The 16,167-nt window shown below is 71.0% G+C and carries 12 protein-coding genes; 8 read left to right on the top strand and 4 right to left on the bottom strand.

The features are described from left to right. Positions 1 to 87 precede the first annotated feature (87 nt). Positions 88 to 2,538 carry a beta-xylosidase/alpha-l-arabinosidase gene (locus AC1DB1_RS00660; protein WP_477199412.1) on the top strand — a complete coding sequence of 817 codons (2,451 nt, stop codon included), beginning with the start codon at positions 88 to 90 and terminating at the stop codon, positions 2,536 to 2,538. A gap of 37 nt (positions 2,539 to 2,575) precedes the next feature. On the opposite strand, the gene AC1DB1_RS00655 is transcribed toward AC1DB1_RS00660, so the two are convergent. Then, positions 2,576 to 3,187 (bottom strand): ribonuclease FAU-1 family protein, encoded by a 612-nt coding sequence (locus AC1DB1_RS00655; protein WP_477199411.1) that lies wholly within the window; start codon positions 3,185 to 3,187, stop codon positions 2,576 to 2,578. A gap of 97 nt (positions 3,188 to 3,284) precedes the next feature. Between AC1DB1_RS00655 and AC1DB1_RS00650 the strand changes: the two genes are divergently transcribed. From AC1DB1_RS00650 to AC1DB1_RS00635, 4 genes are all read left to right on the top strand, one after another. Beyond that, positions 3,285 to 4,475 (top strand): ROK family transcriptional regulator, encoded by a 1,191-nt coding sequence (locus tag AC1DB1_RS00650; protein ID WP_271177266.1) that lies wholly within the window; start codon positions 3,285 to 3,287, stop codon positions 4,473 to 4,475. Between the two features lie 355 nt (positions 4,476 to 4,830). Further along, positions 4,831 to 6,060, top strand: coding sequence for a multidrug effflux MFS transporter (locus tag AC1DB1_RS00645; protein WP_477199410.1), 1,230 nt, complete (start codon positions 4,831 to 4,833; stop codon positions 6,058 to 6,060). A 69-nt stretch (positions 6,061 to 6,129) separates the two neighbouring features. Next, a complete protein-coding gene (locus AC1DB1_RS00640) occupies positions 6,130 to 6,837 on the top strand; it encodes a phosphatase PAP2 family protein (protein WP_477199409.1) in 708 nt (235 codons plus the stop codon). A gap of 63 nt (positions 6,838 to 6,900) precedes the next feature. Beyond that, on the top strand, positions 6,901 to 8,052 hold the full coding sequence (locus tag AC1DB1_RS00635; protein ID WP_477199408.1) for an ROK family protein: 1,152 nt from the start codon (positions 6,901 to 6,903) through the stop codon (positions 8,050 to 8,052). Positions 8,053 to 8,088: 36 nt separating this feature from the next. On the opposite strand, the gene AC1DB1_RS00630 is transcribed toward AC1DB1_RS00635, so the two are convergent. After that, positions 8,089 to 10,407, bottom strand: coding sequence for an alpha-galactosidase (locus AC1DB1_RS00630; RefSeq protein ID WP_477199407.1), 2,319 nt, complete (start codon positions 10,405 to 10,407; stop codon positions 8,089 to 8,091). An 82-nt stretch (positions 10,408 to 10,489) separates the two neighbouring features. On the opposite strand from AC1DB1_RS00630, the gene AC1DB1_RS00625 reads away from it, so the two are divergent. Both AC1DB1_RS00625 and AC1DB1_RS00620 read left to right on the top strand, forming a co-directional pair. Continuing rightward, positions 10,490 to 11,758 carry a saccharopine dehydrogenase family protein gene (locus AC1DB1_RS00625; protein WP_271177257.1) on the top strand — a complete coding sequence of 423 codons (1,269 nt, stop codon included), beginning with the start codon at positions 10,490 to 10,492 and terminating at the stop codon, positions 11,756 to 11,758. 118 nt (positions 11,759 to 11,876) lie between these two features. Beyond that, complete coding sequence (locus AC1DB1_RS00620; protein WP_477199406.1) at positions 11,877 to 13,799, top strand: helicase HerA-like domain-containing protein; 1,923 nt, start codon at positions 11,877 to 11,879, stop codon at positions 13,797 to 13,799. Positions 13,800 to 13,816: 17 nt separating this feature from the next. On the opposite strand, the gene AC1DB1_RS00615 is transcribed toward AC1DB1_RS00620, so the two are convergent. Continuing rightward, positions 13,817 to 14,647, bottom strand: a complete 831-nt coding sequence (locus tag AC1DB1_RS00615) for an aminoglycoside phosphotransferase family protein (RefSeq protein ID WP_477199405.1) — start codon at positions 14,645 to 14,647, stop codon at positions 13,817 to 13,819. Further along, entirely contained in the window at positions 14,644 to 15,492 is an 849-nt protein-coding gene (locus AC1DB1_RS00610; protein ID WP_477199404.1) for an AraC family transcriptional regulator, read from the bottom strand. Before AC1DB1_RS00610 ends, AC1DB1_RS00615 begins: the two co-directional genes overlap by 4 nt. 17 nt (positions 15,493 to 15,509) lie before the next feature. On the opposite strand from AC1DB1_RS00610, the gene AC1DB1_RS00605 reads away from it, so the two are divergent. Beyond that, positions 15,510 to 16,118: a GNAT family N-acetyltransferase gene (locus AC1DB1_RS00605; protein WP_271177253.1), complete on the top strand. Its 609-nt coding sequence runs from the start codon at positions 15,510 to 15,512 to the stop codon at positions 16,116 to 16,118. Positions 16,119 to 16,167: the final 49 nt, after the last annotated feature.

Genomic DNA, 16,167 nt, shown 5'->3' with positions numbered 1-16,167 from the left:
GATCGTGCGTCGCGCACGCGCCGTCCGGCACGCGCGTTCCGTACGGCGCCGCCGTCTCTCGTACCCAACGATGAAAGTGATGATCCCGTGACCGCTGCTGTCCCACCCCTGCCCGACGTGTCCGAGCGTGTCCGCGCACTCCACGCCCGGATGACGCTGGAGGAGAAGCTCGCCCAGCTCGTCGGCTACTGGCTCGACCAGAACGGCGTCGTCGCTCCCATGCAGAGCGAGATGGCCGCCGGGCAGAAGTCCGCGGATGCGCTCGCCGACGTGACCCGCGACGGAATCGGGCACTACACCCGGGTCTACGGCACACGTCCCGTGGATCCGGCGGAGCGCGCCGCGTGGCTCTGGACCGAACAACGACGGCTGAAGCGCGAGACCCGGCTGGGAATCCCGGCGCTGGTGCACGAGGAGTGCCTGACCGGACTGGCGGCCTGGCAGGCCGCGACCTTCCCGACGCCGCTCGCCTGGGGCGCCTCGTTCGACCCGGAGCTCGTCGAGGAGATGGCCGCGGCCATCGGCGGCTCGATGAAGCAGCTCGGCATCCACCAGGGCCTGGCCCCCGTGCTCGACGTCGTACGCGACCCCCGCTGGGGCCGGGTCGACGAATGCATCGGAGAAGACCCCTACCTCGTCGGCACGGTCGGCACGGCCTACGTGCGCGGGCTGCAGGGGGCGGGCGTGCATGCCACCCTCAAGCACTTCCTCGGCTACTCCGGCTCCGCCGCCGGGCGCAACCACGCCCCGGTGCACGCCGGACCCCGCGAGATCGCGGACGTCTTCCTGCCTCCGTTCGAGATGGCGATCCTCGACGGCGGTGCCCGTTCGGTGATGAACTCGTACGCCGAGATCGATGGCGTACCGATGGCGGCCAGCGCCGAGTACCTCACCGGGGTGCTCCGCGAGAAGCTCGGGTTCGAGGGCGTCGTCGTGGCGGACTACTTCGCCGTCGCGTTCCTCGAGGTCATGCACGCCGTCGCCGCCGATCGCGGGGAGGCGGCCGCGCTCGCCCTCGAGGCGGGCATCGACATCGAGCTCCCGACGGGCGACGCGTACCTGCAGCCGCTGGCCGACCGCATCCGGTCAGGGGAGTTCGACGAAGCGTACGTCGACCGCTCCGTTCTGCGTGCACTCGCCCAGAAGGAGGAGCTCGGCCTGCTCGACGCCGACGCCTTCGAAGACGAGCCGCCCACCGACATCGACCTCGACTCGCCGCGGCATCGCGCGCTGGCGCGCCGTCTCGCCGAGGAGTCGGTCGTGCTGCTGTCCAACGACGGTGTGCTTCCGCTCGGCAGCGGTCCGCGTCCGCTCTCCACGGTCGCCGTGCTCGGGCCGAATGCGCACCGGGCCGAGGCGCTGCAGGGCTGCTACTCCTTCGCCAACCATGTGCTCGCCGGCTATCCGGAGCTGCCGTTGGGCTTCGAGATCCCGACTGTGCTCGACGCGCTGCCGGGCGCGTTCGCGTCGGCGGGGCTGACCGTGCCGGAGTTCCGCTATGCGGAGGGCTGCTCGGTCGAAGGGGACGACGAGTCGGGCATCGCGGTGGCTGTCGACGCAGCGGCGGACTCTGACCTCGCGGTCGTCGTCGTCGGGGACCAGGCGGGTCTCTTCGGCCGCGGAACGGTCGGCGAGGGCAACGACTCCGAGTCGCTCGAACTCCCCGGTGTGCAGCGACGGCTGGTCGAGGCCGTCGTCGCGACGGGCACGCCGGTCGTGCTCGTGCTCCTCACCGGCCGGCCGTACGCCGTCGACTGGGCGTTCGGTGGCGGCGATGCCGTGCCCGGCGCTGTGCTGCAGGCCTTCTTCCCCGGCGAGGGCGGCGGGCTCGCGATCGCCGACGTCATCACCGGCGTGGTGAATCCGTCCGGCCGTCTCCCCGTCTCGATGCCCCGGTCCGCCGGCGCGCAGCCGTACTCGTACCTGCACCCGATCCTCGGCGCCCCCTCCGACGTCACCGCCACGGATTCGACGCCCCTGCTCCCGTTCGGGTTCGGGCTCTCCTACACCTCGTTCGAATACTCCGACCTCACCGTCGATCTGAATGCCGCCACCGGCGATTCGTTCGCCGTCTCGGTGACCGTGACCAACACGGGCGACGTGCGCGGTGCGGATGTGGTGCAGCTCTACGGCCACGACGTGCAGGGCACGGTGACCCGCCCGGTGGCGCAGCTGCTCGGTTACAGCCGGGTCGAGCTGGCGCCCGACGACTCGCTGCGCGTGACGTTCTCGGTGCCGACGACCCGCTTCGCGTTCAGCGACCGCCGGATGCGGCGCGTCGTCGAGCCCGGTGACGTCGAGATCTGGGTCGCTTCGCACGTGGCGGCGTCGCGCATCGACCTCGGGGTGGAAGGTACGACCGGAGGGGCGACCAACGGCGCGATCGTCAGCGAGAAGCAGGCGACTCTGCGTCGGCTGCCCGGCTCGTCGACGCCGCGGGCCGCGGTCGAGCTCACGGGTTCGATCTACGAGGTGACCACCGCCGACGCGCGCGTGGTCACGGTGCGCCACGAAGTCCCGGCACGTCTGCCGGCCTGAGCCGGCGACCGTTCGCCGTCCCACGGGGAGGATGCCGTCAGCGGAGGTCCCAGCCGTCGGCGATGGCGAGGGGTTGCCCGGGCAGTGGGGACCAGGCATCCCAATCGGCGTCGAACGGGAAGGCGTGCGCTTCGATCGCCGCGATCGCGTCGCGCTGGGCGGCTTCGACGGCGGACACGTGCTCCGCGCTGAACTTTCCGCTGGCTTGCGCCCACTCGAGTTCGTCCTCGTCTTTGAGCGAGTACGACCCGTCGGGTTCCGCGATCACGTCGAGGATCCAGTCGGCCGTGTCGAAGCCGAGGCGCGTGCGCGTCCAGGGCGCCTCGAGATTGACGTAGGCATGCGTCGTCCACCCGTCGGCCGTGAGCCAGCGCCAGGTCGACCACGGCTGGCCGGGCACGTACACGCGCAGCACGCCGTCGCCGGTCCACGTGTGCTCGACGAAACCGCCGTCCCAGCCGCCCGGCACCATGTTGCGGCCGCGGGGCCCGCCGCGCTCTCCGGTCGCGACGCGTCCGATCGTCCCGGCAGGCTGCCAGAGGGCGATGCATCGTTCGGAGTCTTCGAGGACGTAGTGCTCGTAGGCGCTGCTGATGCGCCCATCCGAGATCCAGCGCAGGAGAGTCGAGGGCGGGTCGAGCTGCGGCATCTCTGCAGTCTAGAACGAGCGGGCGCGGTGCTCGGCGCCGGCAAGCGGGCCGGCGCGGGTCGTGCCGACCGGCCGAACGGATAGTGTTCAAGTGATCATGATGACGTCGAACGAGCGGGGAACCGCGGGCACGAACCTCGACACGGTGCGCCGTCACAACCTGTCGACGGTGCTCGGTCTGGTGCACCGCGGCGGACCAGCAGCGCGCTCTGCGCTGACGCAGGCGACCGGCCTCAACCGGTCGACCGTCGGCGCGCTCGTCGCCGAGCTCGTCGAGCTCGGCCTGGTGACCGAGCGCGAGCCGGAGACCAGCAACAGGGTCGGTCGGCCGAGCCCGGTCGTCGTGGCCGATCCCCGGGTGGTGGCGATCGCCGTGAACCCCGAGGTCGACGCCGTGACGGTCGGCGTCGTCGGGCTGGACGGCACCCTGCATCGCCGGGTCCGTTACCCGACCGGTCACGTGCCGTCGGCCGAGGAAGCGGTGGCGATCGCCTCCGCGGTCATCGACGGGCTCCGCCCCGACCTCGCCCAGGCGACCCGCGTCGCCGGCATCGGCGTCGCCGTGCCGGGACTCGTGCGTGAGAGCGACGGCGTGGTGCGCCTCGCCCCGCACCTGGAGTGGGCGGACGAACCCTTCGCCGCCGAACTCGCCGCAGCCACCGGGTTCCCCGTGCACGCCGCCAACGACGCCAGCCTCGGAGCCAACGCCGAACGCCTCTACGGCGCCGGGCGCGGGGCGAGCGATCTCGTGTACCTGAACGGTGGCGCATCCGGTATCGGTGCCGGGGTGATCGTGGGCGGCAGACCACTGACCGGCATCTCCGGCTACGCGGGCGAGCTCGGTCACACGCTGGTGAACTCGTCGGGCATCCGGTGCCATTGCGGGGCGATCGGCTGCCTGGAGACCGAGGTCAGTCAGCGCGCGCTGCTCCGCGTGCTCGGGCTGGAGGAGGCGGACACCGACGAGCTCGATCGTGCGCTCGCCGCGGCCGTCGCGGCAGGCGATCCCGCCGTGCTCGCGGAGATCGAGCGGCAGCTGGGCTTCCTGGTGGTCGCGCTGCGCAATGCGACCAACGTGTTCAACCCGCAGCTGATCGTGCTCGGCGGGTTCCTCGGGTCGCTGCACGCGCTGGCCCCGGAGCGGCTGGGGCCGCTCGTGGCGGCGCAGGCGCTCGCGGCGTCGGGGGAGCAGCTGGCGATCGCGCGCGCGGAGCTGGGCTCGCGCATCCTGATGATCGGCGCGGCCGAGCTGGCCTTCGCGCCGTTGCTGGCGGCACCCTCCGCCTGAGCGCCGCGCTGCGCGCTGCCGCGCCGCGCTTCGCGCTGCCGCGCCGCGCTGGCGCCACGGTTGCCGCCGAAAGGTGCGATATCTCGCTCATTCGGCCCCATGGCGAACATCTCGCACCTCTCGCGTGCGAGCCTGGCCGACCACAGGTCTGCCACCCGAAGAGGCGACAATGTGCACGGTAACATCGCGGCCGGATTTCCGATAGGATTGCAGCGGCTTGGTTCTCGAATCGATTCGATCGCCCCGAATCGCCAGAGCCGGCCAGCTCCGCCTCTTCCGGCACCGTCCCACATTTCGCACCGCGGCCCCGTCCGCGGTGTTCGCTTTCTCCTGCAACGAATCAAGGAATCCGTACGTGACTACCGTCGTCCACCCTGGTGACTCCCTCACCGGCCGCCAGCGGCTGACCTACATCCTCGTGCTCGGCGCGCTCACCGCACTCGGACCGTTCACGATCGACATGTACCTCCCGGCGCTGCCGACGCTCGAGAACGAGTTCAGCGTCTCGACCGCCGCCATCCAGCTCACGCTCACCGCCACCACGATCGGCTTCGGTCTCGGTCAGCTCATCGTCGGCCCGTGGAGCGACAAGGTCGGTCGCCGGCTGCCGCTCATCCTGGCCACGATCGTGCACATCCTGTCGTGCTTGGCGGCAGCCGTCGCCCCGAACGTCGAACTCCTCGGGGTCGCCCGTGCCTTCCAGGGCATCGGCGCCGCGGCCGGCGGTGTGGTCGCCATGGCCATGGTCCGCGACCTCTTCGGCGGGCGCCCGCTGGTCCGGATGCTCAGCCGCCTGGCCCTCGTCAACGGGCTCGCCCCCGTGCTCGCCCCGGTGGTCGGCTCGCAGCTGCTGCTCGTGATGCCGTGGCGCGGCATCTTCGTCGTGCTCGCCGTCTACGGGCTGTTCGTCGTCGTCTGCGTGTCGCTCTTCATCGTGGAGACGCTGCCCAAAGCCCGCCGCCACGACGCCGGGCACTCGACGGTCGGCCAGCGCTACAAGGCGGTGCTGAGCGACCGCGTCTTCGTCGGCATCGCGATCGTCGGCGCCATGAACTTCACCGGACTGTTCTCGTATCTGTCGTCGAGTTCGTTCGTCTTCCAGGACATCTACAACTTCGACGCCCAGCAATACGGGCTGCTGTTCGCGGTGAACTCGATCGGCATCATCATCGGTGTGCAGTCGTCCGCGCGGCTCACGAAATACTTCGGACCGCAGTGGATCCTCGCGGTCTCGACCATCGTGATGTTCGTCTCGGCGGTGACGATCGTCGTGCTCGACCAGTCGCACGCCGGGCTGTGGGGAACGGTCATCCCGCTCTGGTTCTTCATCGCGGCCTGCGGCTTCGGATTCCCCTGCGTGCAGGTGATCGCGCTGAACGGTCACGGACACGAAGCCGGCACGGCGGCGTCACTGCTCGGCGCGCTCAACTTCGGCATCGCGGGCATCATCTCGCCGGTCGTCGGCATCCTCGGTGTCGGAAGTGCCGCTCCGATGGGCTTCGTGATGGCCATCTGCGCGGCGGTCAGCATCGCCGCGCTGTGGCTCATCGTGCGCCCGAAGACCGTTCCCGAACTCGCCCACTGAGCCGGATGCCCGCGCGCGGGCACCGCGCAAGCCCCCTCGCAGAATCCCGCGATTGGGTACGGTGAACGGATGGAGCACCAGACCGACGTCCACCAGGCCGCCCGGATCGCCCGCCGCTGGCCGGTGGTCTCCGCGTCGGTCGCCGTCGCGGTCGTGATCGTCCTCGGCGCCCTGATCGCCTTCCGGCCGACCGAGCCGTTCGCGATCGATCGCGAGTGGATGGGCGAGATCGTCGAGCACCGTTCGCCGCTCTGGCTCGTCCCCGCCCTCACCTTCAACAACGTCGGCGGCGGCATCCTCGGCTCGGTGATCATCCCATTGCTGATCGTGCTGGTGCTGCTCGCCTTCCGAAGGCCGTGGGGAGCCCTGTACTTCGCGATCGCCAGCATCGCATCCGTCACGCTGGTGCAGGTCATCAAGCACACCGTCGGACGCGCGCGGCCGTCGGAGATTCTCGTGCAATCCGACACCGGTTCATTCCCGTCGGGGCATACAGCGAACGCGGCGACGATGGTCGTGGTGCTCGGCATCCTGTTCCCGCGGGTGTGGGTGTGGATCGCGGGCGTGCTGTACGCGGTGCTGATGGCCCTGAGTCGCACCTACCTCGGCGCGCACTGGCTGAGCGACACCATCGGAGGGCTGATCCTCGGGGCCGGCGTCGCCGTCATCGTGTGGGCGCCGCTCGCCTACCGCCTCGCACGCGAGAAGACCGTGCCGCATCCGTTCGTGCTGCGGCGTGGCCCTGCCACGCCTGCCGGGCCTCCGCCGGCCTCGTAGCGGCGCCGGCGACACCGCCGGCAACCGGGCGGGCGGTCGCTGCCGCCACCATAAGATGACTGCATGAGCGAGAGTGTCGCGTCGAAAGAAAGTCGCGAGGCCGCCATCGCCCAGGGCAGCGCCGGGCGCGTGATGCTCGAGATCCTGATCCACGGTCCCCTCTCGCGCGTCGAGCTCGCCGAGCGCCTCGGCCTCTCCGGGCCGAGCCTCACGCGCATCACCAAGAGCCTGCTCGCCGACGGCCGGCTGTTCGAGGGCGAGCCCCGGCTGCGCGCGACCGGCCGGCCGCCGCAGCCCCTCGAGCTGGATCCCTCAGCCGAGCATTTCGCCGGGGTGAAGCTCACGGCCGACACGGTCTACAGCGTCGTCACCGACCTGCGCGGAACCGTGCGGGCCGAGCACGAAGAGACCCTCGCCGGCCATGCTCCCGCACTCGTGGCGGATGCCATCGCCCGCAGCGTGCGCAGTCTCGCCGGGTCGTTCGCGTCCATCGACGGTGTCGGCATCAGCCTCGGCGGCAACAGCGCCGACGGCCTCGTCGTGACCGAGTCGCACTTTCTCGAGTGGACGGATGTCCCGCTGGCGCGTCTTGTGCACGACCGGCTCGCCGTCCCGGTCGTCGTCGCCAACGATGTCACCGCCCTCACTCAGGCGCAGCACTGGTTCGGCGCCGGGCGCGGCCTGGACAGTCTCGCCGTCGTCACCATCGGGGCCGGCATCGGCATGGGCCTGGTCGCCGAGGGTCGCCTCATCATCGGTGCTCACGGGGCGCTGGGCAGCATCGGCCATCAGCTGCTGCTCCCGTCCGAGGCCGTGTGCTGGCGCGGGCATCACGGCTGCGCCAGTGCGCTCCTGACGACCGGCGCGGTCGAGCAGGCGGCGCGGCGGGCATCCGGTGGTGCGTTGTCGTTCAGTGACGTGCTGCACGATGCCGAGCAGGGCGACCCGTCGCTGCGCGCGGTGGTCGACGAAGCGGGTGCGGCGCTCGGCGCGCTCCTGGCCGGAGTGACGAACCTGATCGATCCGCAGAAGATCGTGCTCGCCGGCGAGGGGGCGCGTCTCGGCGAGGTCGCGGAGCCGGCGATGAGCGCGGCCTTCGCCGATACGGTGGCCTGGCGGACCGTCTGGGCGCCGATCGACGTGCAGCCGTTCGCGTTCAACGAATGGGCGCGCGGCGCGGCCGCCATGGCCATCCGCGCCCGGATGCTCCGCTGACCGTCAGATCGAGATCACAGCGCGGTCAGGTCGCGGTCAGATCGCGGTCACCTCGATCAGCCAGGACTGCTCCGGATACGACTGGGGCGCCTGCACCCCAGCGGTCGCCAGCGCTCGCCCGCTGAGCACGATGCCCTCCGGCTCGTTCCCGGCCGCGATGGCAAGAGACCGCGGTGTCACGCCGTCCGAGCCCAGCTGCGCGCCGCCGGCTCGGTCACCGAACCCGAACCAGGGCGGAACGTGGTAGCCGTGCGCGGGGTTGCCGATCGTCAGCGGGCGCACCAGGTAGCGACGCTCCGGATCGAGCCCGCGCAGGGTGATCCGGCCGGCGGATTCCGTGTCGGAACGTGCCACGTAGACGAGGGAGAAGAGCGCCGCCGACTGGTCTGCGGCAACGACCCCGCTCACCCACAGTGTTGGATCGACCTGGTCCATCCGCACCAGATCGCCGGTGTGCAGCAGCGAGCGGCGCGACCGGTAGAGCTCGATCCACGCGGCGAGCTCGTCGAGCTCCGCCGGCGTGGCCTTCGCCAGGTCCCACTCGATTCCGAAGTGCCCGAAGAAGGCGGTGGCCGCGCGGAAGCCGAGGTCGTGCACGCGCCTGGTGGTGTGCGAGCGCCCGGAGGCGACGTGCGCGCCGAGCAGTTCCGGCGGCAGCAGCTGCTGGGTCCAGCGCTGCATCTGCTGGCGTTCGAGGGGATCGTTGCAGTCGGAGACCCACACCCGGTCTGTACGCTCGATCACCCCGAGGTCCACGCGGGCGCCCCCGGAGGAGCACGACTCGATCTCCAGGGCGGGGAACCGTTCCTTGAGCTCGTCCATCAGCCGGTACGTCGCGAGCGTCTGCACGTGCACGCCCGGTTCGCCGCCCGGCGCGGTGCCCGCATCCACCAGGTCGCGGTTGTGGTCCCACTTGATGTACGCGATGTCGTTGGCAGTCAGGATGTCGGTCATCCGGTCGCGGACGTAGGCGTACGCCTCCGGGATCCCGAGGTTCAGCACCTGCTGGTGACGCGACGGCAGCGGGAGGCGGCCGCCCGTCTGCATCACCCATTCCGGATGCGCGCGGGCGAAGTCCGAATCGAGGTTGACCATCTCGGGTTCGAACCAGAGACCGAATTCCATGTCGAGTGCGCGCACGCGATCGATCAGGGGCGTCAGCCCGTCGGGCCACACGTCGTCGTCGACGTACCAGTCGCCGAGTCCCGCCCTGTCGTTGCGGCGGTGCCGGAACCAGCCGTCGTCGAGCACGAAGCGCTCCACGCCGATGGCGGCGGCCGTCTCCGCGAGGGCGAGGAGGCGGTCCAGATCGTGGTCGAAGTACACGGCCTCCCACACGTTCAGGGTGACCGGCCGCGGGGATGACGGATGCTGCGGCCGTGCGCGCAGGTGACGGTGCAACCGCTGCGCCTGGTCGTCGAGACCGATGCCGTAGACGCCGTAGACCCACGGCGTCTCGTACGACTGATCCGTGCTCAGAGCGATCTCGCCGGGCAGGAACAGCTCGCCGCCGCCGATGACCTGCTCTCCGCCGGTGCTGCGCTCGGCGTAGTGCCGGTGGTTGCCGCTGAAGCCGACGTGGAGCCCCCACACTTCGCCGGATGCGAAGCCGAATCCCGGCTCGCCGACGGTCAGCAGCAGGGCGGCATCGGCTCCGGTGCGGCCGCGCCTGCCCTCGCGGAGGTGGGTGCCGACGGTGAGGGGCCGGCGCTGCGGAGTGCGCTCCTTGCTCCAGCGACCCGCGAAGTCGAGCACCTCGCCGGCACGGGCCGGCACCGGCAGGGCGAGCGAGAGCTCTTCGAGCCGGTAGGTGTCTCCCCGGTTGGTGAGAGCGGCGGATGCCCGAAGCACCCCGGCCGCCGAGAGCTCGATGGTCACCACGAGGTCGAGCTGCGCCTCGGGGTCGGCCGCCGCCACCCGGATGCTGCCGCCTCCGTCGATGGTCGTGAACGCGTCGTCCGCGATCGTGGTGGTGCTGGCGAGCGCGTCGGCGCCGGCGGTGGCCGTGGCGGCGAGCTCCGTCGCGCGGAACCAGGGCGACCACGCCCGGCCGTCTCTGCTGCCGCTGAGTCCCGGGCGCCCGAGCCATCCCGTGCGCTGCTCCGGCAGGATCGCCAGTCGCAGCGGCTCGTCCACCGTATTGTTCGCCTGGGGCGCGACGCCCGCGACCGCCAGGGCGATCGCCTCGTCGGCGCCGATGCCGCCGAGGTCGGCTCCCCAGTGGACGATCGAGGGCAACAGCCCGCCACGAAGATCGAGCAGGACGCTGACACCGGATGCGCGCAGATGCACGAGACGATCGGCGGCCAGCCGGGTCGGCTGGACGGTCGGGGATGGCGTGTTCACAGCGGGCATCGGCGCTCCTGATCGGTTACTTTCTGTGCAGAAGTATTGCACGCGCTGGTCGCTGTCGGCCGGGGCGTATAGCGTGTCCCGCATGAGAATCCTGCTCGTCGGCGCCGGCGGAGTCGGCGACGCCATCGCCAAGATCGCGGCGCGGCGCTCGTTCTACGAGACCATCATCGTCACCGACTACGACGTCAGCCGGGCGGAGCGGACCATCGCCTGGATCGCTGCCAAGCACGGCGACGACGTCGCAGCGCGGTTCACCGCGGCCTCGATCGACGCCTCCGATCCGGATGCCGTCGCGGCCGTCGCCCGTGAGCACCGTGCCACGCACGTGATGAACGCCGTCGAGCCGAAGTTCGTGCCCACCATCTTCGCCGGCGCGCTCGCCGCGGGAGCCGACTACCTCGACATGGCGATGAGCCTCTCGGAGCCGCATCCCACCGATCCGTACGCCAAGACCGGCGTGAAGCTGGGCGACGACCAGTTCGCGCTCCGGGGCGACTGGGAGTCCGCCGGGCGGCTCGCCCTCGTCGGCATGGGCGTCGAGCCCGGCCTCAGCGATGTGTTCGCGCGCTACGCCGCCGACGAGCTGTTCTCCCAGATCGACGAACTCGGCACACGCGACGGCGCCAACCTCGTGGTGCGCGACTCCGACGGCAACGAGATCTTCGCACCCTCGTTCAGCATCTGGACCACCATCGAGGAGTGCCTCAACCCGCCGGTCATCTTCGAGAAGGAGGCCGGCTGGTACACGACCCCGCCGTTCAGCGAGCCGGAGGTATTCGACTTCCCGGAGGGGATCGGCCCCGTCGAGTGCGTCAACGTCGAGCACGAGGAAGTGCTCCTGATGCCGCGCTGGATCGACGCCGAACGGGTCACGTTCAAGTACGGCCTGGGCGAGGAGTTCATCGGGATCCTTCGCACCCTGCACCGCCTCGGACTCGATTCGACGACGCCGCTGCGCGTACGCAGCGCGAACGGACCGGTCGAGGTCGCACCGCGCGACGTGGTCGCGGCGGCGCTGCCCGACCCCGCGACGATCGGCCCCCTGATGTCGGGCAAGACCTGCGCCGGCGTGTGGGTGACCGGCACCGGCGTCGACGGGTCTCCGCGCGAGGTCTACCTGTACCACGTGAGCGACAACGACTGGACGATGCGCGAGTACGAGAGTCAGTGCGTCGTCTGGCAGACGGCGCTGAACCCGGTCATCGCGCTCGAGCTGCTGGCGACCGGCGTGTGGTCGGGCACCGGCGTGCTCGGTCCGGAGGCGTTCGAGGCGGCACCGTACCTCGAGCTGATGGCGCGTCCGGAGGCGGACGGCGGTTACGGCCAGCCCTGGGGTCTGCGCGAGGGCTGAGGGCCTTCGCCCTCCCCCCACCCCTACTCGCGAGCGGTGCGATATGTCGTTCATTCGGGGTGAATGAGCGACATTCCGCACCTTTCGACGCGAGCGGGGCGCTCACTAGAGTGAGCGCATGAGCGACGACGCGGATGCCCTTGCGAAAGCCCAAGCGGATGCGCAAGCCGCCGTCGAGAACGCCGCGAGACTGCAGGCCGAGGCCGCCGAAGCGCTGAAGAAGGCCCAGGATGCGGCCGCCGCGGCCCAGGCGCAGGCCGACGCCGCGCAGGCCGCCGTGGCGGCTGCGGCAGCTACCGCGGCTGCGGCACCGGCTACGGCCCCGGCCGCGGCTGCGCCGGCTGACGTGGCTGCGCCCGCCGCGGCAGCGCCTGCAGCCCCGGCGACACCCGCCCCGACCGCCGGACCGCTCGACGCGGCCGCCGTCACCGCCATCCGCGACGGCTACGCCTTCACCGGAGCCGCGCTCGAGATGGGCGCCCTGCTCAACGGCGACCCGCAGCCCGACGTCCCGGTGCGCATCCCGTTGGCGATGACCAACCGCCACGGCCTCGTCGCCGGCGCGACCGGCACCGGCAAGACGAAGACGCTGCAGGTGCTCGCCGAGCAGCTCGCCGCGAACGGCGTGCCGGTGTTCGCCGCGGACATCAAGGGGGACCTCTCCGGCATCGCCAGCCCAGGCGAGCCGAACGACAAGCTGCTCGAGCGCACCGCCGGCATCGGCCAGGACTGGGCGCCGCACGCGACCGTGACCGAGTACTTCTCGCTCGGCGGCATCGGCAAGGGCGTGCCGATCCGCGCCACCGTCGCGGGCTTCGGGCCGCTGCTGCTCTCGAAGGTTCTCGGACTCAACGACACCCAGGAGTCGAGCCTCGGGCTCGTCTTCCACTACGCCGACAGCGCTGGGCTCCCGCTGCTCGATCTGAGCGACCTCCGCGCCGTGCTCACCTTCTTGAACAGCGCCGACGACAAGGCCGAACTCGCCGGGCTCGGCGGTCTGTCGAGCGCGACCGTCGGCGTCATCCTGCGCGAGCTCATCGCGTTCGCCGACCAGGGCGCCGACGCGTTCTTCGGCGAGCCCGAGATCGACACGGCCGAGTTCCTGAAACTCGCCCCGGACGGCAGCGGCATCGTCAGCCTGCTCGAGGTGCCGGGGGTGCAGGACAGACCCGCCCTGTTCTCCACGTTCCTCATGTGGCTGCTCGCCGACCTCTTCAACGACCTGCCCGAGGTCGGCGACCTCGACAAGCCCAAGCTCGTCTTCTTCTTCGACGAGGCCCACCTGCTGTTCAAGGACGCGTCGAAAGACTTCCTCGCCTCGATCACGCAGACGGTCCGCCTCATCCGGTCGAAGGGGGTCGGCATCTTCTTCGTGACGCAGACGCCCAAGGACGTGCCGTCGGATGTGCTCGCCCAGCTCGGCTCCCGCGTGCAGCATCAGCTGCGGGCGTTCACGCCCGACGACGCGAAGGCGCTGCGTGCGACGGTGTCGACCTATCCGAAGTCGGGCTACGACCTGGCGGAGGTGCTGCAGTCGCTCGGCACGGGTGAGGCCATCGTCACCGTGATGAACGAGAAGGGTGCGCCGACCCCGGTCGCGTGGACGCGCCTGCGCGCTCCGCAGGGGTCGATGTCGCCGACGCCCGAGACGCAGATCGACGCGACCGTCGCCGCGTCACCGTTGTTCGCGACGTACGGCACGGCGATCGACCGAGACTCCGCGCGCGAGATGCTCACCCGCAAGCTGGATGCAGCTGCCGCGGCCGCAGAAGAGCAGGAGCGCGTGATGGCGCAGGCGAAAGCGGCCGTCGATGCGCAGAATGCCGCCGAGAAGGCGGCGGCCGCTCAGGCGAAGGCGCAGAAGGCCGCCGACGCCGAGTACGACCGGCTCATCAAGGCCACCGGTCCGTCCAGCGGCGGCCGACGCACGACCGCGAAGCAGCAGCCGAACCTCCTCGAACAGGTGCTCGGCTCCAAGGCGACGGCGTCGATCCTCACCGGCGTCGTCGAGGGGATCTTCGGCACCCGTCGCCGGCGCTGAGCGTCCCGCGCTCCCGCTCAGAGCAGGTCGCGTGCGCGCAGTCCGACCTGCAGCGTGTGACCGGGATCCTCGTCCGACCGTTCCATCCAGCACGACGACAGGCCCGCCCAGGCCAGCGTCCAGCGGAGCATGCGCGCCCGGTCGATCCCGGCCTCCTCGGCGATCACGGCGACCTGCCGCTCCAGGCGACCCGGCGCCAGTGCCACAGCGGCGGTGGGGTTGCACAGGATGTTGGCGAAGTCGAAGCCGGGGTCGCCGAACACCTGCTTCGGGTCGATCGCGAGCCAGCCGTCGGATCCGAAGTCGAGCACGTTCCCGTGGTGCACATCGACGTGCAGCACGACCTCTCCGGTAGGCGCCGCCAGGAGCTCACGGGCCGTGGCGGCCGCCAGCGCGTAGAACCCGCCGTGGGCATCCGGATGCTCGAGCGCATGCGCGAACAGCTCGCGGAACCATTCCGGCAGACCCACGAGTCCGTCGGGGAGCGGCCGATCGTCGACGGCGTGCAGCCGCCGCGCGGTGCGGCACAGGATGCGCGTCGCGTCGTCGTCGCCGGCGGATCCGTCCTGCGCCATCCGGGCCAGGTCGCCGTCGCCGACCGCACGCTCCAGCACCAGCGCGTCGCCGTCGTGGGCCAGGACGGGCGCGGCACCGCGCCCGTCCCACCACACCATGACGCGCCCTCCGACCGCTTCTTCCTCCACGGTCGCGATCTTGAGGAACGCCGGGCGGGAGCGGAACAGCACGGGCTGCAGCACGCTGCTCGGTGTCGCGAAGGCGGGACCATCCGGGGTGAGCGCCCACTGACGCAGCCGGGGAGCCGTCAGCGCGGTGAGGTCGTCCGTCATGCAGCACCCGACTGGTACGCGCCGGGGGTCTGCCCGACGACGGCCTTGAACTCGCGGCCGAAGTGGGCCTGATCGGCGTAGCCGAGCGCCGACGCGAGCTCGGCGAGCGGGGGAGCGTCGTCCGAACGCAGCGCGGCCGCCGCCTCCTGCAGCCGGTAGCGCTGGATGAGCCATTTCGGGCTGAACCCGATGTGGCCGGCGATGAGCCGTTGCAGGCGCCGCACGCCGATCCCGAACCGGTCGGCGAGCTGCTCGACCCGCACGATGTCCCTGTCGTTCTCGACCGCGTCGACGATCTCGGCCACGAGCAGGCCGTCCGGCCCGGGTGGGGGTACGGCCGCGGTCAACCAGGCCTCGAACGCCTCGACCGCTCCGCTGTCGTCCCCGTCGCGCATCCGGTCGCGCACACGGGTGACCAGCTCGCCCGTACCGGGGACTGGCAGCGCGCTGAGGGGGACCGAGACCGGCAGCGTGCGGACACTCACGCCCGCCAGTCCGCGCGCGACGCCCGGGTGCAGAAGCACGCCGAACGCCCAGCCCTCGCCGGCCAGGATGCGCGTGCTGCGGCCGCGGCGGGCGCGATGCAGCGACAACTCCTCCGGTTCGATCACGAGGTTGCTCGTCGGGTACTCGAGCACCTCCTGCCGGAGGCTCTCGCCCGCGGGCAACGACCAGCGGGGGAGCCAGTAGTGACGGACGCAGCAGGCCGCGGCGTCGCCCGGCCAGAGGCGCGAGATCCGCACGGGCGCGCCCGGATCCTCGGGGGTCAGCAGCCCCTTGCTGCGCGGCCCGGCCGACGTGGCGGCCGAGGCGGCTGCCGACGTGGCGGCGGAGGTGGCGGTCACACTGCAATACTTTCACGGTGAGCGTGATCCGTCCCTACCGAGCCAGCGACAGAGACGACGTCTACGAGATCTGCGTCCGAACCGGCGACAGCGGCGGTGACGCCACCGGAAAGTACAGCTCAGACGACCTGCTGCCCGACATCTTCGCGGGTCCGTACCTCGCGTACCAGCCCGACCTCGCGTTCGTGGTGGACACCGGCGAGCACGTCGCCGGATACGTCATCGGCGTCGCAGACAGCCGTGCGTACGCCGACTGGTACGACGAGGCCTGGCTTCCGGGGTTCGTGGCCCATCACCCTCTCGACGCCGCGTCCTCCGATGACGAGCGGTCGATCATCGGAATCGGTCTGGACCCGCGCGGTTCGATCGTTCCCGAAGTCGAGGACTACCCCGCCCATCTGCACATCGATCTGCTTCCGGAGCTGCAGGGTCAGGGCTTCGGCCGTGCCCTCATCCGCCGGATGCTCGGCGAGCTCCGCGTGCGCGGCGTACCCGGCCTGTACCTCACGATGTCGTCGTCGAACCGGTCGGCCCGCGCCTTCTACGACCGACTCGGATTCCGCGACCTGCCGTCGAGCAGCTCTGACGGCCCGGCGCTCGCGATCGCGACGGACGCCGAAGTCTGACGCCTCTGCCGTCGTGCCGTCGTGCCCGACGGCTGCGCTCAGCGCCTGC

Source organism: Leifsonia sp. 10N434, assembly GCF_056394405.1.
Note: the sequence above shows the minus strand (reverse complement) of the source record. Positions and strands in the feature narration are given on the sequence as shown.